Origin of the sequence: Stappia sp. TSB10P1A (assembly GCF_900185725.1) — a bacterium.
Lineage (GTDB): Bacteria > Pseudomonadota > Alphaproteobacteria > Rhizobiales > Stappiaceae > Stappia.
This window is the reverse complement of sequence record NZ_FYAU01000051.1, coordinates 80,471-102,870: the sequence shown is the minus strand read 5'-3', so window position 1 is coordinate 102,870 and position 22,400 is coordinate 80,471. Positions and strand designations below refer to the sequence as shown.

Annotated in this window: 17 protein-coding genes; 7 read left to right on the top strand and 10 right to left on the bottom strand. The window is 68.7% G+C overall.

Annotation, left to right across the window (positions count from 1 at the left end):
- The first annotated feature begins 648 nt into the window (after nucleotides 1–648).
- Both gltB and TSB10P1A_RS23180 read left to right on the top strand, forming a co-directional pair.
- On the top strand, nucleotides 649–5,367 hold the full coding sequence (gene gltB / locus TSB10P1A_RS23185; RefSeq protein ID WP_186390368.1) for a glutamate synthase large subunit: 4,719 nt from the start codon (nucleotides 649–651) through the stop codon (nucleotides 5,365–5,367).
- A 15-nt stretch (nucleotides 5,368–5,382) separates the two neighbouring features.
- Nucleotides 5,383–6,813, top strand: coding sequence for a glutamate synthase subunit beta (locus tag TSB10P1A_RS23180; protein WP_186390330.1), 1,431 nt, complete (start codon nucleotides 5,383–5,385; stop codon nucleotides 6,811–6,813).
- Between the two features lie 241 nt (nucleotides 6,814–7,054).
- On the opposite strand, the gene TSB10P1A_RS23175 is transcribed toward TSB10P1A_RS23180, so the two are convergent.
- Together TSB10P1A_RS23175 and TSB10P1A_RS23170 are read right to left on the bottom strand one after the other, a co-directional pair.
- Complete coding sequence (locus tag TSB10P1A_RS23175; protein WP_208987198.1) at nucleotides 7,055–8,371, bottom strand: methyl-accepting chemotaxis protein; 1,317 nt, start codon at nucleotides 8,369–8,371, stop codon at nucleotides 7,055–7,057.
- A gap of 150 nt (nucleotides 8,372–8,521) precedes the next feature.
- Nucleotides 8,522–9,730, bottom strand: coding sequence for a DUF459 domain-containing protein (locus TSB10P1A_RS23170; RefSeq protein ID WP_186390329.1), 1,209 nt, complete (start codon nucleotides 9,728–9,730; stop codon nucleotides 8,522–8,524).
- A gap of 162 nt (nucleotides 9,731–9,892) precedes the next feature.
- Between TSB10P1A_RS23170 and TSB10P1A_RS23165 the strand changes: the two genes are divergently transcribed.
- Complete coding sequence (locus TSB10P1A_RS23165) at nucleotides 9,893–10,288, top strand: VOC family protein (RefSeq protein ID WP_186390328.1); 396 nt, start codon at nucleotides 9,893–9,895, stop codon at nucleotides 10,286–10,288.
- Here TSB10P1A_RS23165 and TSB10P1A_RS23160 read toward each other — a convergent pair.
- The 3 genes from TSB10P1A_RS23160 to TSB10P1A_RS23150 form a co-directional block, all read right to left on the bottom strand.
- A complete protein-coding gene (locus tag TSB10P1A_RS23160; RefSeq protein ID WP_186390327.1) occupies nucleotides 10,240–10,929 on the bottom strand; it encodes a helix-turn-helix transcriptional regulator in 690 nt (229 codons plus the stop codon). The two genes, TSB10P1A_RS23165 and TSB10P1A_RS23160, sit on opposite strands and share 49 nt — an antisense overlap.
- A gap of 4 nt (nucleotides 10,930–10,933) precedes the next feature.
- The gene (locus tag TSB10P1A_RS23155; protein ID WP_186390326.1) at nucleotides 10,934–12,169 is read right to left on the bottom strand and encodes a lytic murein transglycosylase; all 1,236 of its coding nucleotides are present in this window, start codon (nucleotides 12,167–12,169) and stop codon (nucleotides 10,934–10,936) included.
- 128 nt (nucleotides 12,170–12,297) lie between these two features.
- Nucleotides 12,298–13,788, bottom strand: coding sequence for an outer membrane beta-barrel protein (locus tag TSB10P1A_RS23150; RefSeq protein WP_186390325.1), 1,491 nt, complete (start codon nucleotides 13,786–13,788; stop codon nucleotides 12,298–12,300).
- A 222-nt stretch (nucleotides 13,789–14,010) separates the two neighbouring features.
- Between TSB10P1A_RS23150 and TSB10P1A_RS23145 the strand changes: the two genes are divergently transcribed.
- The 3 genes from TSB10P1A_RS23145 (at nucleotide 14,011) to TSB10P1A_RS23135 (ending at nucleotide 16,820) form a co-directional block, all read left to right on the top strand.
- Nucleotides 14,011–15,018 (top strand): SIS domain-containing protein, encoded by a 1,008-nt coding sequence (locus TSB10P1A_RS23145; RefSeq protein WP_186390324.1) that lies wholly within the window; start codon nucleotides 14,011–14,013, stop codon nucleotides 15,016–15,018.
- A gap of 155 nt (nucleotides 15,019–15,173) precedes the next feature.
- The gene (locus TSB10P1A_RS23140; RefSeq protein WP_186390323.1) at nucleotides 15,174–15,941 is read left to right on the top strand and encodes a motility protein A; all 768 of its coding nucleotides are present in this window, start codon (nucleotides 15,174–15,176) and stop codon (nucleotides 15,939–15,941) included.
- A gap of 27 nt (nucleotides 15,942–15,968) precedes the next feature.
- Nucleotides 15,969–16,820, top strand: coding sequence for a flagellar motor protein MotB (locus TSB10P1A_RS23135; protein ID WP_186390322.1), 852 nt, complete (start codon nucleotides 15,969–15,971; stop codon nucleotides 16,818–16,820).
- A 139-nt stretch (nucleotides 16,821–16,959) separates the two neighbouring features.
- Here TSB10P1A_RS23135 and TSB10P1A_RS23130 read toward each other — a convergent pair whose 3' ends face one another.
- The 3 genes from TSB10P1A_RS23130 to hemH all read right to left on the bottom strand — a co-directional run bounded on the left by TSB10P1A_RS23130 (nucleotide 16,960) and on the right by hemH (nucleotide 19,614).
- Nucleotides 16,960–17,412: an NfeD family protein gene (locus tag TSB10P1A_RS23130; RefSeq protein ID WP_208985159.1), complete on the bottom strand. Its 453-nt coding sequence runs from the start codon at nucleotides 17,410–17,412 to the stop codon at nucleotides 16,960–16,962.
- 2 nt (nucleotides 17,413–17,414) lie between these two features.
- Complete coding sequence (locus TSB10P1A_RS23125) at nucleotides 17,415–18,425, bottom strand: SPFH domain-containing protein (protein WP_186390320.1); 1,011 nt, start codon at nucleotides 18,423–18,425, stop codon at nucleotides 17,415–17,417.
- A gap of 157 nt (nucleotides 18,426–18,582) precedes the next feature.
- Entirely contained in the window at nucleotides 18,583–19,614 is a 1,032-nt protein-coding gene (gene hemH, locus TSB10P1A_RS23120) for a ferrochelatase (protein ID WP_208985160.1), read from the bottom strand.
- Between the two features lie 403 nt (nucleotides 19,615–20,017).
- On the opposite strand from hemH, the gene TSB10P1A_RS23115 reads away from it, so the two are divergent.
- Complete coding sequence (locus TSB10P1A_RS23115) at nucleotides 20,018–20,503, top strand: response regulator (protein WP_186390318.1); 486 nt, start codon at nucleotides 20,018–20,020, stop codon at nucleotides 20,501–20,503.
- A gap of 33 nt (nucleotides 20,504–20,536) precedes the next feature.
- Here the strand turns inward: TSB10P1A_RS23115 and TSB10P1A_RS23110 are convergent, their stop codons facing one another.
- Together TSB10P1A_RS23110 and TSB10P1A_RS23105 are read right to left on the bottom strand one after the other, a co-directional pair.
- Nucleotides 20,537–21,016, bottom strand: a complete 480-nt coding sequence (locus TSB10P1A_RS23110; protein ID WP_186390317.1) for a response regulator — start codon at nucleotides 21,014–21,016, stop codon at nucleotides 20,537–20,539.
- Nucleotides 21,017–21,133: 117 nt separating this feature from the next.
- Entirely contained in the window at nucleotides 21,134–22,375 is a 1,242-nt protein-coding gene (locus TSB10P1A_RS23105; protein WP_186390316.1) for a phenylacetate--CoA ligase family protein, read from the bottom strand.
- Nucleotides 22,376–22,400: the final 25 nt, after the last annotated feature.

The window sequence follows — 22,400 nt, the reverse complement described above, 5'->3', positions numbered from 1 at the left end:
CGTCCGTAGGCTTCCCTGAAGGCAGGCGCGGGACCCATCTGCCTCGTCCGCCGACAGATTCTTTCCTTCGCGCCGCGCCGGCGTTGCGATAATGACAAAACGCCCCATGCCCGGCGCAAGAAATAGTTTTGCGCGGGCTTGCAAGCCGCTTGCTCCCCCCCTTGAAATCTGGCATTGTGCGCCTCCGCCAGATAGGACAGGATTACTGTCCCTTTTGGACGGAGCGGAAGCGGCCGGGGCTGGCCGGCTTCCGCTGGAGCGCATCCCGCGCCCGCAGCGATCGGCCTTGGAGCGCCAGGCGCATCCGGTGGCTGAACGCAAGGGCCGGCATATGCTACAACAGGGCGCGGCATGCCCTGCGATCCCGCCCGGCCGCGGTGCCGGGGCGATGCAGGTCAGGCGCCGCGTCACCGGTGCAGTGCTGTTGCGCGGCACCGGCAGGAAGATGCCGACGGCACGTCCCGCGAGGGACACGAACCGCCGGAAAAGGCGGACCGAAGGGCAGGTCCGCTTCACTGGTCAGCGTCAGGGCGAACGCCCGTTCGACGGACGAGCCGGGCTCCTCGATCACGAGCGAGCGCGACCCGAACGGAGAAGGACGGTCCCGGCGCAGGATGAAAGAGGGCAGACATGAGCAAGACCGAAGCGATGATCGAGGCGCTGGACTTCGTGACCGAAACCGCACCGGCCAAAGCGACGACTGCCCGCAAAACGCTGAACGAGCGACGCGCGGAGGCCGCGCGCGTCGGCCTCTACAATCCCGCCCGCGAGCATGACGCCTGCGGCGTCGGCTTCGTCGCCCATCTCAAGGGCGTCGCCTCCCACCGCATCATTGCCGACGGGTTGCAGGTGCTGGAAAACCTCACCCATCGCGGCGCGGTCGGCGCCGACCCGTTGATGGGCGACGGCGCCGGCATGCTGGTGCAGATCCCGCACGACTTCTTCGTGGCTGAGGCGAAGGGCCTCGGCATCGACCTTCCCGAAAAGGGCCGCTACGGCGTCGGCTTCCTGTTCCTGCCGCAGGACGCGGCGCTGCGCCGCCGCTGCGAGGAGATCGTCGAGCGCGTCATCAACGCCGAAGGCCAGGCCTGCCTTGGCTGGCGCGACGTGCCGGTCGACAATTCCTCGCTGTCCAAGGCACCGGACATCGCCGCGACCGAGCCCCGCTCGCGCCAGGTCTTCATCGCCTGCCGCGACTGCGAGACAGAGGACGATTTCGAGCGCCGCCTCTTCGTGCTGCGCAAGGTGATCTCCAACACCATCCGCGCCGAGACCGACGCGGTCGGCCGCGGCTTCTACATCGTCTCGCTGTCGAGCCGGACGCTGGTCTACAAGGGCATGTTCCTCGCCTATCAGCTCGGCGCCTATTACGCCGACCTGAAGGACCCGCGCTTCACCTCGGCGCTGGCGCTCGTCCACCAGCGCTTCTCGACCAACACCTTCCCGTCCTGGGAGCTCGCCCATCCCTACCGGATGGTCGCCCATAACGGCGAGATCAACACGTTGCGCGGCAACGTCAACTGGATGGCCGCGCGCCAGGCCAGCGTCTCCTCGCCGCTGTTCGGCGACGACATCACCAAACTGTGGCCGATCTCCTACGAGGGCCAGTCCGACACCGCCTGCTTCGACAACGCGCTCGAGTTCCTGGTGCGCGGCGGCTATTCGCTCGCCCATGCGGCGATGATGCTGATCCCCGAGGCCTGGGCCGGCAACCCGCTCATGGACGAGAACCTGCGGGCCTTCTACGAGTATCACGCCGCCCTGATGGAGCCGTGGGACGGGCCGGCCGCCGTCGCCTTCACCGACGGCCGCCAGATCGGCGCGACCCTCGACCGCAACGGCCTGCGCCCGGCCCGCTACGTCGTCACCGACGACGACTTCGTCATCATGTCCTCCGAGGTCGGCGTGCTGCCGGTGCCGGAGGAGAAGATCATCCGCAAGTGGCGGCTGCAGCCGGGCAAGATGCTCTTGATCGATCTCCGGGAAGGCCGGATCATTTCCGACGAGGAGATCAAGCGCCAGCTCTCCACCGCCAACCCCTACAAGGACTGGCTGCACCGCACCCAGATCGTGCTGGAGGAGATGCCGGCGGTGCGCGGCCGCGCGCCGGTCGCCGCCGAGACGCTGCTCGACCGTCAGCAGGCCTTCGGCTACACCCAGGAGGACATCAAGCTCTTGATGCAGCCGATGGCGACCGTCGGCCAGGAAGCCATCGGCTCGATGGGCACCGACACGCCGATCTCCGCCCTGTCGGACAAGCCGAAGCTGCTCTACACCTATTTCAAGCAGAACTTCGCCCAGGTCACCAACCCGCCGATCGACCCGATCCGCGAGGAGCTGGTGATGAGCCTCGTCTCCTTCATCGGGCCGCGGCCGAACCTGTTCGACCTCAAGGGCCTCGCCACCTCCAAGCGTCTTGAGGTGCGCCAGCCGATCCTCACCAATGACGATCTGGAGAAGATCCGCACCATCGGCGACACCGCCGACAACCAGTTCTCGGCCAAGACGCTGGACATCACCTATGGCGCGGCCAAGGGCGCGGCGGGCATGCGCGAGGCGCTCGACAACCTGTGCGCCCATGCCGAGAAGGCGGTCACCAACGGCTACAACATCGTCATCCTGTCCGACCGGCTGGTCAGCCGCGGCCGCATCGCCATCCCGGCGCTGCTGGCGACGGCCGCCGTGCACCATCACCTGATCCGCAAGGGCCTGCGCACCTCGGTCGGCCTGGTGGTGGAGACCGGCGAGGCGCGCGAGGTGCATCATTTCTGCGTGCTGGCCGGTTACGGCGCGGAGGCGATCAACCCCTATCTCGCCTTCGAGACGCTGCTGCAGCTCCATGCCGAGCTCGACTTTCCCGAAGAGGTCGACGCCGACGAGGTCGTCTACCGCTACATCAAGTCGATCGACAAGGGCATCCTCAAGGTCATGTCCAAGATGGGCATCTCGACCTACCAGTCCTATTGCGGCGCCCAGATCTTCGACGCGGTCGGCCTGTCGACCGATTTCGTCAACGAGTATTTCTTCGGCACCGCGACGATGATCGAGGGCATCGGCCTTGCCGAGGTCGCCGAGGAGACCACCCGCCGCCACGCCGTCGCCTTCGCCGACGTGCCGGTGCTGCGCCGCTCGCTCGATGTCGGCGGCGAATATGCCTACCGCGTGCGCGGCGAGAACCACCTGTGGACGCCGGAAGGCGTCGCCTTCCTGCAGCACGCGGTGCGCTCCAACCTGCCCGACCAGTATCGCGAGTTCGCCCGCGAGACCAACGAGCACAACGGCCGCTTCACCATCCGCGGGCTGTTCCGCGTCAAGACCGCCGAGGATGTCGGCCGCGCGCCGATCGCCCTCGACGAGGTCGAGCCGGCGGCCGAGATCGTCAAGCGCTTCTCGACCGGCGCCATGTCCTTCGGCTCGATCTCGCGCGAGGCCCACTCGACGCTCGCCGTCGCCATGAACCGGATCGGCGGCAAGTCGAACACCGGCGAGGGCGGCGAGGAGCCGGAGCGCTACCGGCCGCTGCCGGACGGCTCGCAGAACCCGATGCGCTCGGCGATCAAGCAGGTCGCCTCGGGCCGCTTCGGCGTGACCACCGACTATCTGGTCAACTCCGACGTCATCCAGATCAAGGTGGCCCAGGGCGCCAAGCCCGGCGAGGGCGGCCAGTTGCCCGGCCACAAGGTCGACGCGGTGATCGCCAAGGTCCGCCACTCGACGCAGGGCGTCGGCCTGATCTCGCCGCCGCCGCATCACGACATCTATTCGATCGAGGATCTGGCGCAGCTCATCTACGACCTGAAGAACGTCAACCCGGTCGCCGACATCTCGGTCAAGCTGGTGTCGGAAGTCGGTGTCGGCACGGTCGCCGCCGGCGTTGCCAAGGCGCGCGCCGACCACATCACCGTCTCCGGCTATGACGGCGGCACCGGCGCTTCGCCGCTGACCTCGATCAAGCATGCCGGCAGCCCCTGGGAGATCGGCCTTGCCGAGACCCAGCAGACCCTGGTTCTGAACGGGCTGCGCTCGCGCATCGCCCTGCAGGTCGACGGCGGGTTGAAGACCGGCCGCGACGTCATCGTCGGCGCGCTGCTCGGTGCCGACGAGTTCGGCTTCTCGACCGCGCCGCTGATCGCCGCCGGCTGCATCATGATGCGCAAGTGCCACCTCAACACCTGCCCGGTCGGCATCGCCACCCAGGATCCGGTGCTGCGCAAGCGCTTCAAGGGCGCGCCGGAGCATGTGGTCAACTACTTCTTCTTCGTCGCCGAGGAAGTGCGCGAGATCATGGCCGCGATGGGCATCGCCCGCTTCGAGGAGCTGATCGGCCGCACCGACCTGCTCGACCAGGAGACGGCGATCGACCACTGGAAGGCCCGCGGCCTCGACTTCTCGCGCATCTTCCACATGCCGGAGGCCCCGGCCGAGGAGAAGCGCTGGACCCAGCGCCAGAAGCATCCGATCGACGACGTGCTCGACCGCCGCCTGATCGCCGCCGCCGCGCCGGCGCTGGAGCGCAAGGAGCCGGTCGTGATCACCGAGACCATCGGCAATGTCGACCGCTCCGCCGGTGCGATGCTGTCGGGCGAGGTGGCGCGGCGCTACGGCCACAAGGGCCTGAAGGGCGGCACCATCGACGTGCGGCTGACCGGCACCGCCGGCCAGGCCTTCGGCGCCTTCCTGGCGCGCGGCGTCAGCCTGACGCTGGAGGGCGATGCCAACGACTATGTCGGCAAGGGCCTTGCCGGCGGCAAGCTCGTCATCCGGCCGAACCCGAAGAGCGCCGCCGATCCGGACTACTCGATCATCGCCGGCAACACCGTGCTCTACGGCGCGACCGAGGGCGAATGCTACATCCGCGGCATCGCCGGCGAGCGTTTCGCGGTCCGCAACTCCGGCGCCATCGCCGTCGTCGAGGGCGTCGGCGACCACGGCTGCGAATACATGACCGGCGGTGTCGTCGTCGTGCTCGGCTGGACCGGGCGCAACTTCGCCGCTGGCATGTCGGGCGGCGTCGCCTATGTGCTGGACGAGGACGGCTCGTTCCGCAACCGCTGCAACCTCGCCATGGTCGACATCGAGCCGGTCCCGGAGGAGGACGACCTCCTGGAGAAGCTCCACCACCATGGCGGCGACATCGAGCACAAGGGCCGCGTCGACCTGTCGGCCGACATGACCCGGCACGACGACGAGCGGCTGCGCCAGATCATCTCCAACCACATCGCCCATACCGGCTCGGCCTGGGCGCAGGAGATCCTGGAGAGGTGGGACGAGTTCCGCCCGAAATTCGTGAAGGTGATGCCGGTCGAGTACCGCCGCGCCCTCAGGGAAATGGAAGAAAAGCGGCTCGGCCTGGTGGCGGCCGAGTAAGGGAGACGACAGATCATGGGAAAAGTCACCGGCTTCCTGGAGATCGACCGGCAGGAACAGAAGTACCAGCCGGCCTCCGACCGCATCCGCCACTTCCGCGAGTTCACCCTGCCGCTTGCCGACAAGGACGTCGAGCGGCAGGCCGCCCGCTGCATGGATTGCGGCGTGCCCTATTGCCATGGCCCCGTCGGCTGTCCGGTCAACAACCAGATCCCGGACTGGAATGACCTCGTCTATAACGGCGACTGGGAAGAGGCGGCGCGCAACCTGCACTCGACCAACAACTTCCCCGAGTTCACCGGCCGCATCTGCCCCGCCCCTTGCGAGGAAGCCTGCACGCTGAACCTCGAGGACGCGCCGGTCGCCATCAAGACCGTGGAACAGGCGATTGCCGACAAGGCCTGGGCCGAAGGGTGGATCCGCCCCGAGCCGGCGCCGTTCCGCACCGGCAAGACGGTCGCCATCGTCGGCTCCGGCCCCGCCGGCCTTGCCGCCGCCCAGCAGCTCGCCCGCGCCGGCCACACGGTGCATGTCTACGAGCGCGAGCCGCGCGCCGGCGGCCTGATGCGCTACGGCATTCCCGACTTCAAGATGGAGAAGCACTATATCGACCGCCGGGTCGAGCAGATGGAGGGCGAGGGCGTCGTCTTCCATTACGGCGCCAATGTCGGCGTCAACCTGACGGTGGACGAGCTCAAGCAGCGCCATGACGCGGTGCTGCTGACCGCAGGTGCCGAGCGCCCGCGCGATCCCGAGCTGCCGGGCATGGACCTTCAGGGCTGCATGTACGCGATGCCCTTCCTGGTCCAGCAGAACCGCCGCGTCGGCGGCGAGGACGTCACGGCCGAACCGCCCTACTGGGCCGGCGGCAAGCATGTCGTCGTCATCGGCGGCGGCGACACCGCCTCCGACTGCGTCGGCACCTCGTTCCGCCAGGGCGCCCTGTCGGTGACCCAGCTCGACATCCGCCAGCGTCCGCCGGAGAAGGAGGACAAGCTGACGGTGTGGCCGTACTGGCCGACCAAGATGCGCACCTCCTCCAGCCAGGCCGAGGGCGCCGAGCGCGAATTCGCCGCCGCCACCCTCGCCGTCGTCGGCGAGGACGGCCACGTCACCGGCGTCAAATGCGCCCGCGTCGACGAGAAGCGCCGGCCGATCCCGGGCAGCGAGTTCATCCTGCGCGCCGAACTGGTGCTGGTCGCCATCGGCTTTGCCGGTCCGCTGGAGGGCACCTATCTCGCCGAGCTCGGAGACAGCATCGAGCGCGACGCCCGCGCCAACGTCAAGGCCAACACCCAGGACTACAAGACCTCGATCGACGGCATCTTCGCCGCCGGCGACGTCCGCCGCGGCCAGTCGCTGGTGGTCTGGGCGATCCGCGAGGGCCGCCAGGCGGCGCGGGCCATCGACCTGCACCTGACCGGCAGTTCCAACCTGCCGCGCTGACCGGGCCGATTTTGCGACGCGTGAGGCCGTTTGAGACGGGTTTTCGCAAAATCTCGCAAGATTTTGCAAAATCGTCTCAAAAAAAGATAAGCAATATCAAAGGGAAAGGCGCCGCTTGCGGCGCCTTTCTCAATTTCTCAAGGCCTCAGAACCCTACTTGTCCCCGCCGCGCGGGCGTGCCGGCGCATCGCCTGTCCCCGCCGTCATCGGGCGCGCCGCCCGCTCGCTATCCCCGCCGTCGTCAGGCGGCGCGCGAGCTGCCCTCATAGCTGTCGCGGATGCTCGACAGGAAGCCGCCGACCTGCTGGCGCAGCGCCTCGGAGAGCTCGGCGAGCTCGGAACTCGCCCCGCGGATCTCGTCCGCCGCCGCCCGTGTCGAGCCGCTGGCGCGGCCGAGCGCGTCCATGCTGGAGGCGACGTTCTCGGTGCTTTGCGTCGCGAACTCGACGCTCTGGCTGATCTCGCCGGTCGCCGCCATCTGCTTCTGCACCGACTGCAGGATCGTGTCGGAAATCGCGTGGATGCGCTCCACCGTGCCGGCGATCGAGCGGATCGCCCCGACCGCCTGTTCGGAGACCTGCTGCACCGCCTCGACCTGCTGCGAGATATCCTCGGTCGCGCGCGAGGTCTGGCCGGCCAAGGTCTTGACTTCATTGGCAACGACGGCAAAGCCCCGGCCCATCTCCCCGGCCCGCGCCGCCTCGATGGTGGCGTTGAGCGCCAGAAGGTTGGTCTGGTCGGCGATCTGCTTGATCAGGTCGACCACCTCGCCGATCGCCCTCCCGCTCTCGGCCAGCCGCCCGACGATCGTGTCGGTGGAGCGGGATTCCTCCACCGCCGCCCGCGCCATCTGCGCCGCCTGCTCCATCTCCCGGCCGATCGACAGGATCGACTGGGTCATCTCGTCGGCCGCTTCCGCCGCCGTCGAGACCGAGCTGGAGGCCTGGATCGAGGAGCCGGAGGCCTCGTCGACGGCGCTCGTCGCCATGTCGACCGCCCCGTCGAGATCCTTGGTCAGATGCGCGACGCGCCCGGCCGCATCGCCCAGCCGCAGCACGACGACGCCGACGGTCTGCTCGAATTCGGAGGCGACCTGCCGCAGCGTCTCGCCGCGCTGATGCGCCATCTGCTCCTGCTGTTCCAGCGCCGCGCGCGCGTCCTGCTGTGCCTTTTCCGACAGCCGCACGCGGAAATCCGCCACCGAACGGGCGATGGCGCCGATCTCGTCGCGCCGCTCCGCGCCGGCGACGGTGATGCCGAAGTCGCCGCCCGACAGGGCGACCAGCCCCTCCTGCAGCGCCTTCAGCGGCCGCCGCACGCCCATCGCCAGCCAGAAGGCCAGCGCCAGGAAGGCGATGCCGACCGGCGTGCAGACCAGCGCGATCTCGATCATGTTGTGGAGGATCAGGCCGTCGAGCTTCGCCGTCGCGGTGGGACCGAGAAACTCCTGCGCCTGCGCCGGATCGCCCAGCGCCGACAGCAGCGAATGACGGAAGACATAGAAGGCATAGCCCGTTCCCCCCATCATGATCAGGGCTGCCGACGCGACCATGAGCATGAATCTGCCCATCACCGTGAGGGACCAGGGAGAGGAACGGGAAATGGCCATGTCGGGACCCGGGCTAGATTGCGTCGCCGACAAGCTGCCTCAGAAACATGAACATTTGGGTAATGTCTCGGTCGATTCGACCGATCCGGCCGGCCGCTCTCAGGGCGTGGCGGCGCGGAAGTCGTCGACCCGGCCGTTCTGCGGCGGGATCGGCGTGCCCTGGACGATCAACTGATATTGCGGCGTGTCGGCGACCGGCTCGTTCGCCGCCTCCGCGCCGCCGGCCAGTATGGTCTCCGGCGCGCCCTGGCGCCCGGTCAGGACGATGAAATCGGGGTCGTCGTCGACGCCGTCGAAGGCGAAGCTCCCGGATGAGCCGAGGATCCGCGCGATCTGGCGCTCGACGAAGAAGGCGATCTTGCGCCGCCCGTGCCAGGTGAAGCCGATGCCCTCGTCGGAGCGAAGCTTCCGCCGCGTGCCGGCGACATCCGGCCCATAGGACGTATAGCCGCCGTTCTCGTCGAGGAACACGTCCCAGACATCGACATAGATGGCGTTGGCCGCCTCCACCTGCTGCTTGGCGACGGTGTTGAGATGGCCGAAATCGGCGCGCCGGGCCACGCCCTTGGGCGGCGGCAGGCCGACCCACAGCACCGGCAGGCGCTGCGCCCGCGCGGCGGCGATGAGCTGGCCGACCCGCTGGCCGTAAATGGCGTTCCAGGCATCGCTGCGGAACGTCGCGCCGCCGCTGTCCGTGGCGATGTCGCGCACGTCGAGCGAGCCGATCAGGATGACGATCGCCGCCATCCTGTTGCGCCCCTGGACGGCGCCGCGGATCCGGTCGACGAGCACGCCGGGGCCGGCGCCGGCCAGCCCCGCATCGGCGAGCGACAGCCTGTCGACACGCACCGACGGCACCTCCGCGTAGGTCGCCTCCAGCCCTTCCGCAAGCTCGCCCGCCAGCGCGCCGCCGACCACCAGGATCGAGCGCGCGTCCGCCTCTTTCGGCACTTCGACCACGACCGGCCGGGCCGGCTCGCGCGTCGGCTGGGGCCGCATCTGCTGGCGCGGCGGCAGTTCCTCGATGCGCGTCCGCCGACGGCTGTTGTCGACGCCGAACAGGCGCAGCAAGGGCGACAGCGGATGGAAGCCGGTGTCGCGCGTATCTCCCGGCTGCACGATCGGCCGCGACTGCGCCAGCGCCGCCGCCGGGCCGAAGGGCGCCGCAAGGTCCGCTCCCGGCTCGGGCAGCAACAGGCACAGGGCGGTGACCAGCGCCACCAGCGTGGCAAGGCGCGCACGCCCGCGCGCCCACGGTCCACGCGATGCGGGAGACGGCCTGACGGGACGGAGCGAGCGGATCTTCATGGCGCGATTTTAAGCCCGTTCCGGGGGGAAGGGAATAGATGCCCCGCGCGCGCCATTCCTTGTTGCTCCGTCTCGCCTGTCGCGATCCTTCAAGACGGCCGCCGCCGCCTCTGCGAGACTGCGCCCCGAACCCTTTCCCACCCCCTGTCCTTGGAGACGGCGATGATCCTCAGATACACCATTCTCTATGTCGAAGACGTTCCGGCAACGCTCGATTTCTACGAGCGCGCCTTCGCCCTTTCGCGCGGTTTCCTGCATGACAGCGGCGACTATGGCGAGCTTGCGACCGGCGAGACCCGCCTCGCTTTTTCCTCCAAGGCCCTGATGCACCGCCTCGGCAAGACGCCGGGCCGGGCCGAGCCGAAGGCGCCCGTCTTCGAGCTTGCCTTCGAGACGGACGACGTGCGCGCGGCGCTGGACCGCGCCCTCGCCGCCAGCGCCACGCTGCTGCAGGATGTGCGCGAGGAGGACTGGGGACAGACCACCGCCTATGTCGGCGATCCCAACGGCTATCTGGTGGAAATCTGCTCGCCGGTCCAGTTGCCCAGCGCCGGCTGACGGGCAAGCTCCAGCAGGGCGCGGTCCCGGCGCAGCCGCTCGGGACTTGCGCCGAACCAGCGGCGGAACTCCCGCGTCATATGCGCCTGGTCGGCAAAGCCGCAGTCCCCGGCAATGCCGGCCAGCGGCATCTCGCCGTCGAGCCGGCCGGCCGCCCGCCGGACCCGGCCGAGCAGTCGCCAGAGATCGGGCGGCGGCAGGCCCCGCTCGCGAAACCGCCGCTGCAGCGAACGCGGCGACAGGCCGAGGCTGCCGGCGACCGAGGCAAGGGTCGCGTCCGGTCCGGCCAGCAGCCGGATCGCCGCATCCACATCGTCCGGCCTTGCCGCCCGCCCGGCCAGGGCATTGCCGAGGATGTCCGCCGCCCCGTCGCCCGGCCCGAGGACAGCATCGCGGGCGATGGCCTCAAGCTCCGCCGGCCCGACGGCCGCCCCCGGCCGCAGCCGGTAGCCGTCGATCCGCGTTCCGGCGGCCAGCACGGCGATGCGCGGGCCAAGGTCGAGGCCGGTCAGCAGCACCCGCGGCGCGGCTCCCGGCACATGCAGCACCAGCACGTCGCGGCAGCCGTCGGGCAGGACGGGGGCGCGCTCGGTGCCCGCCGCCACATGCCGCCAGGCAAGGAAATCGGCCGCGTCCGCCATCCGCTTACCGCCCGTTGCGGATATGCTCCAGCAGAGCCACCGAGGCATAGCCGTCGGGGATCAGGCCGGCCGATGTCTGATAGGCACGGATGCCCCGCCGGGTCGCCGGGCCGACCTGGCCGTCGGCGGTGCCGACGGAAAAGCCGCGCCGGTTGAGCAGCGTCTGCAATTCCTCCGCCTGCGGCCGCGACAGCGGCAGCGCGTCGCGCCGCCACGCATGAACGAACGGCCCGCCGCCGCGGATCCGGTCGGCCAGATGGCCGACGGCCAGCGCATAGGCGATGGCGTTGTTGTAGCGCTTGATGACGAAGAAATTCTTCAGCATCAGGAAGGCCGGGCCCGACGCGCCGGCCGGCAGCACCAGCTCGGCATTGTCGGACGGGCGCGGGAAGTCGCGGCCGCCCGGACGGCGCACGCCGAGCCGCGCCCAGTCGGCGATCGAGCGGTCGGTGTCGGCGAGCGTGTAGTCGAAGCCGCGCGGCAGCTCGACCTCGTAGCCCCAGGTCTTGCCGCTCTGCCAGCCGTGCCGTTTCAGGTAGTTGGCGGTGGAGGCCAGCGCATCGGGGATGTTGGTCCAGATGTCGCGGCGGCCGTCGCCGTCATAGTCGGCGGCATATTGCTTCCAGCTCGAGGGCATGAACTGGGTGTGCCCCATGGCGCCCGCCCACGACCCTTCCATGCGGTCGGGCGCGACATGGCCGGCCTCCAGGATCTGCAGCGCCGTCACCAGCTCGCGCTGCCAGAACTCGCGCCGGCGCGGCGCGGCATAGGCGAGCGTCGCCAGCGCCCGCACCACATAGTGCTGGCCCATGAAGGAGCCGTAATTCGTCTCCATGCCCCAGATCGCCACCACCGCGTGGCGCTCGACGCCGTAGCGGTTCTCGATGACGGCGAGTTCGCGGGCATAGGTCGCCAGCATCTCGCGTCCCTTCTCCACCCGCGTGTCGGAGACGGCCGTATCGAGGTATTCCCAGATCGGCTTGACGAATTCCGACTGACGATTCATCAGCCTGATCGTATCCGGGTCGGGGACAACCCCCTGGAAGGCGCGGCGATAGGTGGCCTGCGACACGCCGGCCTCGCGGGCGGTCGGCCAGAACGAGTCCACAAAGGCGGTGAAGCCGGGATCGGCCTTGGCCGTGCCGGAGGGCAGGCACAGCACCAGGGCAAGCCCGAGGGCACCGGCCAGCCGCCGAGCGGTGCGGACGGCGCCCCTTGCATGACTTTGAAGCAAGAACATCAACACTCCTGTCGTCTCCCGGTGGAACGGCCCGCTCGTCCCGCAGACCCGTTCCCTCGCCCCCCGACGCCCCGGATTTCCGGACCGAACCGACGGGCGGCGGCGCCATCCCCGTCGGCAAGTATGGTTCAGTGCCGGAATCTCAACCCCGCCTCGATCGCATTCGAATTGTAGCTCGATCCCGAGTTGCTCGAAATGAACCGGCGGAACGTGTAGCGGCCCTGCAACGCGACGTTGGACGTCAGGGCCCATGTCAGCGCGGTCGTCGCCCGCGCCTCCTGCTCGGTCAGCACGAGGCCGGTATAGTCGCGCCAGGTATAGCCGACGCCGACCTCGCCGCTCAGCGCCTCGCTGAAGCCATGCGCCAGCCGGAGGTCGCCGGTATAGGTGACCGAGCCCGGCGTGCCGGCCAGCGAGGACGGCGAGAAATTGGTGCTGGCGAGCGCCGTCACCGTGGTCAGGCGGGTCGGCGACCAGACCAGCGATCCGTCCACCGTCAGCCCCTCCAGCCGGGCAAGGCGCTTGTCCTTCAGCGTCTCGCTGCGCCAGCCGACGGCGATGTCGCCGGAGATCTTGCCGCCATTGTCGAAGGCAAGGCCGGTGCGCAGGCCGTAGCCGGTGGAGTCGCGATCCTCGCACAGCATCGGGTCGGTGCAGCGGTCCATGTAGCGGCGGGCGAACAGGCTCCCTTCGGCGAAGGGCGTCACCGCCGCGCCGGTGTTGCCGTCGACGCGCAGGGTCGCGGTGACCAGCGCGTTGTCGCGGTCGCGATTGGACGGCCCCCCGCCGGTGCCGGTGTAATGGGTCGAATCCACCTGGCCGCGCAGCTCCGCGCCGACGAGGCCGAGATCGCGGCGCAGCGACAGTCCGGCGCCCAGATCGTGCACTTCCCGGTCGCCGCCCGCCGCCTCGGCCGTACCGCGATCCTGCATCGACAGGCCGTAGCGCCCGGAAATGCCGATGTCGCTGCGCTCCCCCGCCTCCAGCCGCAACAGGGCGTCCGCCGTCACGTTCGGGTCCGCCTTCAGGCTGCTGTCGGGATAGCCGGTATAGCTGCCGCGGAAATTGAGGCCGAAACTGTGGCGCGACCAGTCGGACTGCACCCTGAGGCTCGGGGCGATGCGATAGACCGCGCCGCCATCGCCCTTGGCGCTGTTCGCCCGGTTGTCCGACCAGCCGAGCCCGGTAAAGAGCTCGGGATAGAGCAGGAACGAGCCGACGCGCATGCCGCGCGGCTCGTCGCGGGTGGTGTCGCCGGCATAGGCGGTGTTCGTCACGCGGCCGCCGCCACCGAGCGGCCCGCGCCGCTGCACCGCCCGCAGCCGCTCGGCGAAGGGCTGCGCCGGTGCGGCGCGCCCGCCGGTCGCAAGGCCCTGCGCGCTCTCGCCCGCGCCCGGCCCGATCTCCGAGATCGACCCGCGGGTGCCGGTCCGCCCCAGCGGCGCCACCCCGTCCTGGCGGGCGAGCGGATCGGTGTCGTCCTCCGCGTCGACATCCGCCGCCGACCCGAACCCGCCGCCGAAACCGCCGCTTTCCTGCGCGCCGACGCGCGCGGCCATCGGCACCTGCGCGGCGAGCAGGGCCAGAACGGCGACGACGGAAAGGGCGCAACGTGTCATGCTTCGTCCAGATACGGCAGGCCGGGGGCACCGGGCCGGCTACGACAGGCCGCAAGCGCCGGAACCGCCGGGCTGCGGCCAACTTTTGCCATGATAATGGTCTGTTAGGGTTAACGGAGCGTTAGGCTCGCGCCTCTCGCCTCGCCCGCCGCCCTTGCGCTCGCCCCTTCCCCGGAGGTAAGACGGGCGCAACCCAACATCGAGATCGCCGGACCCACACCCATGACCGCACCCTTGACCCTCACCACCCTGCCGGCCGGCGGCGGTCAGGACGCCTGCGCCTCCGCGCTGCGGACGATCGCGACGGAGGCGCAAGGGCTCGAGATCCTCAAGGCGGCGCTCGGCAACGGCCTGTCGCAGCCCTTTTCCGAGGCGGTGGCGACGATCGCCGCCGCCCGCGGCCGGGTGATCGTCACCGGCCTTGGCAAGAGCGGCCATGTCGGCGCCAAGATCGCCGCGACCCTCGCCTCCACCGGCACCCCCGCCTCCTTCGTCCATGCCGCCGAAGCCAGTCATGGCGACCTCGGCATGATCACCGACAACGACGTGGTGCTGGCCCTGTCCTGGTCGGGCGAAACCCAGGAACTCGCCGCCACCATCGCCTATACCCGCCGCTTCAAGGTGCCGCTGGTCGCCATCACCTCGCGCGCCGAAAGCGCCCTCGGCGCGGCCGCCGACATCGTCCTCGCCCTGCCGAAGGTGGAGGAAGCCTGCCCGCACGGTCTTGCCCCGACCACCTCCACCATCCTGCAGATGGCGACCGGCGACGCGCTCGCCATCGCCCTGCTGGAGGCGCGCGGCTTCACCGCCCAGGATTTCAAGGTCTACCATCCCGGCGGCCGTCTCGGCGCCAGCCTGCTGCATGCCCGCGACATCATGCATGCCGGCGACAAGCTGCCGCTCGCCACCCCGGCGACCAGCATGCGCGATGCCATCGTGCTGATCACCCGCAAGGGATTCGGCGTGCTCGGCATCGTCGATGCGGCCGGCCTGCTGACCGGCATCATCACCGACGGCGACCTGCGCCGCCATCTCAGCCACGACTTCCTCGACAAGACCGCCGGCGACGTCATGACCCGGGCGCCGAAGTCGATTCCGGGCGACATGCTGCTCGCCTCGGCGGTGGAATTCATCAACCGCGCCTCGATCACCGCCGTCTTCGTCGTCGAGGACGGCCGGCCGGTCGGCATCATTCACCTGCACGATCTGCTGCGACACGGGGTTGCCTGACGTAGCGTCCCCCTGCATCGCGCGTGGATCCCTCGGGATTTTTTCCAAGCTGGAGACGACAACCTGCGCCCGGTTTAGGGATTGATTAGCCTCGCCTGCCTATGATCGTCTCGGGTCCGCCACCGGGCCTGACGGCTTTCGGAGAGTTGCAGGGCATGGATCTCGGTTCGATCATCGGTATCATCGCGGCATTTGCGGTCGTGATCGCCGCCATTTTCGTCGGCGGCAACATCACGCAATTCATCGACATGCCCTCGATCCTGATCGTGATCGGCGGTGCGTCCGCCGCGACGCTGGTGCGCTTTCCGCTCGCCGGGATCGGCGGCGCCTTCGTCGTCGGCAGCAAGGTCGCCTTCACCCACAAGAAGTCCAACCCGCGCGACCTGATCGAGGAGATCAGCACCCTCGCCGACGTCGTCCGCAAGTCCGGCCCGCTGGGCCTGGAAAATGTCGAGGTGAGCGACCCGACCCTGGCCAAGGGCGTGCAATACATCGCCGACGGCTACGAAGGCCCGTTCATCCGCAACGCCATGGAGCGCGACCGCGACCTGTATCTCGACCGCCTGCAGGAGGGACGCAAGGTGTTCAAGGCGCTGGGCGATTCCGCCCCCGCCTTCGGCATGATCGGCACCCTGGTCGGCCTGGTGCAGATGCTCGCGACCATGGACGATCCCTCGACCATCGGCCCGTCGATGGCCATCGCGCTGCTGACGACCCTCTACGGCGCCTTGATCGCCAACATCGTCTGCCTGCCGCTGGTCGACAAGCTCGATTCCAAGTTCGAGACCGAGGAGGTCAACCAGACCCTCGTCATCGACGGCATCCTGCAGATCCGCGAGAACAAGAGCCCGGCGCTGATCCGCGACATGCTGATCGCCTATCTGCCGGAAAAGGCTCGCGCCGAGTTCGCGGAAGCCGCCTGATCAAGACGCGACGGAGAGCGGCGCCCCATGTCCAGAAAGAAAAAAGCAGGCGGCGGCGCCCCGGAGTGGCTGGTCACCTTCGCCGACCTGATGTCCCTGCTCGTCTGCTTCTTCGTGCTGATCATCTCCTTCTCGATCCAGGACAAGCAGAAGCTGCAGGTGGTCGCCGGCTCGATGCGCGAGGCCTTCGGCGTCAAGGAGACGGCCCGGCGCACCGGCATCATCGAGGTCGAGGGCATTCCCGTCCGCGATTACATGAAGGATATCAGCCGGGTTCCCGAAGAGCTCGATTCCGACTTCGCGCAGGAGCGCCACGAGCAGCGGCGCAAGCAGGGGCCGGAGGCCAACACCCACGACGTGCGCAAGGCCGAGATCGAGAAGCCGCGCCAGTTCGCCACCGCCGCCGCCTCGCTGCGCCAGGCCTGGCAGGAAATGCCGGACATCACCGAAGTCTCGTCCAACATCATTCTGGAGGAGACCGACGAAGGCCTGAACATCAGCCTGGTCGACCAGGACGGGCGCTCGATGTTCCCGGAAGGCTCGAAATACCCCTATGACCTGACCCGCCGGCTGATCGCCCGGATGGCGCCCGTGATCGCCCGCATGCCGAACCGGGTGCAGATCACCGGTCACACCACCTCCGGCGGCATCCCGCTCAATCCCGGCTATACCAACTGGGAACTGTCGGCCGACCGGGCCAATGCCGCGCGCCAGATCCTCGCCGAATTCGGCGTGCCGGCCGACCGCTTCTATGGCGTCGTCGGCAAGGCCGACAGCGAACCGCTGTTTCCCAACGATCCCTATCTCGCCGCCAACCGCCGCATCGGCATCCTGTTGATGCGCGAGGAGCCGCCGATCCCGCTCGGCCACAATCCGTAAGGGGCGGGCACCGGAACAGCCGGGGCGGCAAGGCAGAAACGACAAAAGGGCCGGAATTTCCGGCCCTTTCGCGCGTGTCGAGCCGCCTTGAACGGCAATGAACGTGAAACGGCGGCGAAGCCGGTCGCTGGCGGTCGCGTCAAGCCTCGACCGGCACCACCACCAGCGCGCTGCCGTCGATGCCGACCACCCGGACCCTGGTGCCGGCCGGGCAGTCCAGCCCGCTGACCCGCCAGACGCTGTCGTCCACCCGCACCGAACCCTGGCCGCCGGAAATCGGGGCGGTCAGCACGAATTCGCGGCCGACCAGCCGCGCGCCGCGCCGGTTCAGCCCGGCCTCGTCGCCCTCGCTGCCCTGGCGGCGCATATAGGTCCGTCCGACCAGCACGCTGGCGACGGACAGCAGACCGAACAGCACGATCTCGAGCTGCCAGGGCATGTCGATCATGATCGCCAGCGTGCCGACGACGATGGCCGCGAGGCCGAACCACAGGAAGAACGTGCCGGGAGCGAGCACCTCCAGGCCGAGCAGCAACAGGCCGACGATCCACCACAGCCACGGCCCGACCTCCATGACGATGCGTTCGACCAGGCTCATGAGCGTGGACCGTCGCCATCGCGCGGCGCGGAGGGCGCCGTGGTCGAGGGAACGCTGGCGCGCGACCGCGACGCCGCTCCCCCGCTGCTGAAGGCTTCCTTGGCGATTTCGGCGATGCCCGAGAGCGAGCCGAGCACGGCGGTGGTCTCGGTCGGCAGGATCAGGAGCTTCTGGTTGGGCGAGCGGGCGAACTGGCCGAGCGCCTCGACATATTTGTTGGCGACGAAGTAGTTGATCGCCTGCATGTCGCCGGCGGCGATCGCCTCGCTGACCATGCGGGTCGCGTTGGCCTCGGCCTCGGCGGCGCGCTCGCGCGCCTCCGCATCGCGGAACGCGGCCTCGCGCCGGCCTTCCGCCTCCAGGATCTGCGACTGCTTCTGGCCTTCCGCCTGCAGGATCTCGGAGGCCCGCTTGCCCTCCGCCTCCAGGATCGCCGCGCGCTTCTCGCGTTCGGCCTTCATCTGCCGGCCCATCGCCTCGACCAGATCGCGCGGCGGGTTGATGTCCTTGATCTCGATGCGGGTCATCTTGATGCCCCAGGGCGAGGCGGCCGCATCGACCACCCGCAGCAGGCGCTCGTTGATCTCGTCGCGGTTGGACAGCAGTTCGTCGAGATCCATCGACCCCATGACCGAGCGGATGTTGGTCATGGTCAGGTTGAGAATGGCGTTCTCCAGGCCCGACACCTCATAGGCAGCGCGCGCCGCCTCGAGCACCTGGTAGAAGGTGACGCCGTCGGCGGTCACCGTCGCATTGTCCTTGGTGATCACCTCCTGCGAGGGAACGTCGAGGACCTGCTCCATCACGTTGATCTGATGGCCGACCCGATCGATGAAGGGCACGATGAAGTTGAGGCCCGGCATCAGCGTCTTGCGATAGCGGCCGAAGCGCTCGACCGTGTAGTTGTAGCCCTGCGGCACCGTCTTGACGCCCGCCAGGACGACGAGAACCAGGAGCACCAGCAGGACAAGGACCAGGATATCGAATCCGAAAACGCCTTCGAGCATCTGTGTCATCCTTCACCAGGGCCGCGTCCTCGACGCGGCGGAGCGGATCGAAGGCCGGTCGCGCCCGACCGGCCAGCCCGCCGCTACATGTACCCGGCGGGCGACGATCTGCAAGCGCAAGCATCGCGCGGTGGTGAAGAAGATCGACGCAGGCGACTCAGATCCAGCCCGACAGCTCGCGTCGCACCAGTGTCTGGATCACGTCCATGCCGTCCTCACTATCGTTGAGACAGGGAATGTGGGCGAAATTCTCGCCGCCGTTCTCGTGGAAGATCTCTCCAGCCTCGCCGGCGATCTCCTCCAGCGTCTCCAGACAGTCGGCGACGAAGCCCGGATTGATCACCGCGATGTTGCGGGTGCCGGCCTTCGCCATCGCCTCGACGGTCTTGTCCGTATAGGGCTGCAGCCACTCTTCCGGCCCGAAGCGCGACTGGAAGGTGACCTTGAGCTTGTCCTGCGGCCAGCCGAGCCGCTCGCGCAGCAGCCGCGTCGTCTTCTGGCAATGGCAGTGATAGGGGTCGCCCTTGCGGAAATAGGACTGCGGGATGCCGTGATAGGAGGTGAGCACCGTCTCCGGCTCGAAGTCGAGGCCGGCAAGGGTCGTTTCGATCGAGCGCGCCAGCGCGTCGATATAGACCGGATCGTCGTGATAGGGCGGCACGGTGCGCAGCGCCGGCTGCCAGCGCAGCTTCAAGAGTTCGCGGAACACCACGTCGTTCACCGTCGCCGTGGTCGAGGCCGAATATTGCGGGTAGAGCGGGAACACCAGCAGCCGGTCGCAGCCCTGTTCGCGCAACCTCGCCAGCCGGTCCGGGATCGAGGGCTGGCCGTAGCGCATCGCCCAGTCGACGACGATGCGATCGTCGACGCCGGCCAGGGCGGCAGCGAGCTTGTCGGACTGGGAGCGGGTGATCGTGCGCAGCGGCGATTCGTCGAGCTCCCGGTTCCAGATCTCGTCATAGGCCTTGCCGGACTTCTTCGGCCGGGTGTTGAGCACGATGCCGAACAGAATCGGGTACCAGATCGCCCTGGGCCATTCGATGACCCGCTTGTCCGTCAGAAACTCCTTCAGGTAGCGGCGCATGGAGCGGAAGTCGGTGCCGTCCGGCGTGCCGAGATTGACGATGAGCACGCCGATCTTTCCCGCCTTGACGCCCGGATGTCCCTCCGGCAGCCGCACCCGCCCCATCTCGCGACGCCTCGCTTCCCGCTCGCTGTCGCTGTCGATCACGCTCATGCTGTCTTTCTGGCTCCCGATCATGTTCCGGTCCGGCTGCGCCGCACATAAGGCGCAAACGCCGGATGGTCCAGTTGCTGGTGGAACGAATGTGCCACTTGCAGTCTCCTTGCGGCCAGGCGCTGGATCAAATGTCGGCACTGAACCACCGGTAATCTCTACGCAGGATCGGTCCAAGGGGTTCACGGCGGGAGCCCGCGACAGGCTGACGCAGGCCGCTCGCGCGCACGCCTGCGGCTCAGCGTTAACGGTCCTTTCAAACAGATAGGTAAACCTGTCGATATTACTGAGGCTTGCACCCTGGCGCCGCCGCATGCGGCGGCCACGCCGCAAGCCGCCACCGGGACAGACCGCCGTGAAGAACGAGAAGATTCTTCTGATCGAGGACAGCGCCTTCACCCGCCGCCTGCTGCGCGGCATGCTGAAGGAGCTCGGCTACCAGGCCGTGACTGAGGCGGGGAACGGAATCGAAGCCGAGAAGCTGCTGAAGCTGCACCGCTTCGACGTGATGCTGGTCGACTGGCGCATGCCGCTCCAGGACGGCGCGGAGTTCCTGACCAGGCTGCGCGCCCACGACAATCCCGTCTGCGCGGCAACGCCGGCGATCATCATCAGCGCCCATGTCGATCTCACCGTGCTGCAGAAGGCGGCGACCCTCGGCGCCCAGTCGGTGATCGTCAAGCCGTTCTCGATGCAGGTGCTGAGGTCGCATATCGACGCGGCACTCTCCAAGCCGCTCGACCGGGCAATGCCTGCCCCGCCCCTTGCCGTCTCCACTCCGGCGGACGCGGAGGCCGTGACCGGCCCGACCGACGATCCCTACGAGATCGTCTATCTGTAGACGCTGATCCGGAACGGGCCGGCAGCGCGCGATTCACTCGCCGCGATAGCGCTCGGCGACGCGGAACCAGAACTCGACGATGGTGTGCAGCACCTCGCTCATGCCGGCCAGGCTGTCCGCCTTGGTGACGACCGCATTGGCGCCGGCCGCATAGGCGCGGCGGATGGTCACCGGATCGTCGGCGGTGGTGAAGACGCAGACCGGCACGGCGCTGAGCCGCGCGTGCTGGCGCAGCTTGCCGAGGAACTCCGTTCCGGTCATCACCGGCAGGTTGAGGTCGAGCAGGATCAGGTCGGGCGCCGGGGCGCCTGCCGCCACCGCCCGGTTGAGATGGTCGAGCGCCTCGGCGCCGTCCGAGGCGACCTCGAGACGCACCGGCACGCTCGACGCCTTCAGCGACTGGCGAATGATGGTGACGTCGTCGGGATCGTCCTCGACCAGCAACACAAGCGCGCTGTCGGAAGCCTTCGCCGCTTCATCCTGCATGATATCGCTCGTCCGCATCTGGGCCATGCCGGCCGCCGTCATCGGGTCCCGCGCAACCGGGTCTCCTTGCATAGGCCAGAGCGTTGTACCTGCGCAAGAGCCGAGGAGGCCGGTCGCCGCCGACGCTATCCTCGGCCCGGGGCGTCACGCCTCGTAGCTGCGCTCGTCGGCAATCACCTTTCCGTCGTTCGGCAAGGCACCGGGAAGCACCCGCTCGACCCGGCCGGACAGCTTCGTCACCTCCCTCAAGCTCGCCGAAATCGCCTGGTCGAGCCCCTCGCCATGGGCCTCCGCCTCATAGGCGAGACGCATGACGTCCTGTTCCGCCTGGCGCTCGACGATGAGGCGGGCGCGGACGATCTCCGGGTGGCGGCCGAGAAGTTCCGCGATCTGCTTCGGATCGACGAACATGCCCTTGACCTTGGTGCGCTGGTCGGCGCGGCCCATCCAGCCCTTGAGGCGCATGTTGGTGCGCCCGCAGGGAGAGCGGCCGGGCAGCACGGCCGACAGGTCGCCGGTTCCGAAGCGGATCAATGGATAGGCACGGTTGAAATTGGTGACCACCACCTCGCCGACCTCGCCCTCGGGCACCGGCATGTCGGAGCCCGGCCGGACGATCTCGACGATCACGTCCTCGTTGACGACCATCCCCTGGTCGGCCGCGGTTTCATAGGCGATGACGCCGACATCGGCGGTGGCATAGGCCTGCAGCACCTCGATGCCGCGGGCGCGGTACTCCGCCCGAAGGCTCGGGAACAGGGCGCCGCCGGACACGAGACCGCGGCGGATCGACGAGGCGTCGCGGCCGAGCTCCGCCGCCTTGTCGAGCAGCACTTTCAGGTAGTCCGGCGTGCCGGCATAGCCGGTCGGCCGCAGGGTGGCGATCGCCTCGACCTGCATTTCGGTGTTGCCGACGCCGGCGGGAAACACGGCACAGCCGAGCGCCCGCGCGCCGTGATCGAGCAGGAAGCCGCCCGGCGTCAGGTGATAGGACAGGGCGTTGTGGACGATATCGCCGGCGCGGAAGCCGGCGGCGAAGAAGGCGCGCGCCACCAGCCAGGGATCGGTGTCGCCGCCCTGCGGCTCCCAGATCGGGCCCGGCGACATGAAGATCCGTCCCATGGCCGAGACCGGAGCGGTGGCGAAGCCCCCGAACGGCGGATTTGCCGCCTGCGCCGCCATCAGATCCACCTTGCGCAGCACCGGCAGGCGGGCAAGCGCCGCCCGGTCGACGAGCGCCGTCGGCGTGCACCCCTCCAGATGCCGCGCCCAGCCGGGCGCCTGCGCCATCGCATGGGCGACGAGGCCGGGCAGCCGCGCGAAGAGGTCGGCGTCCCGCTCGCCCGGTTCCCGGATCTCCAGGCTGTCGAAATGCTCTGCGCTCATGACGCGCTCCTCGTGACTCTTGGCT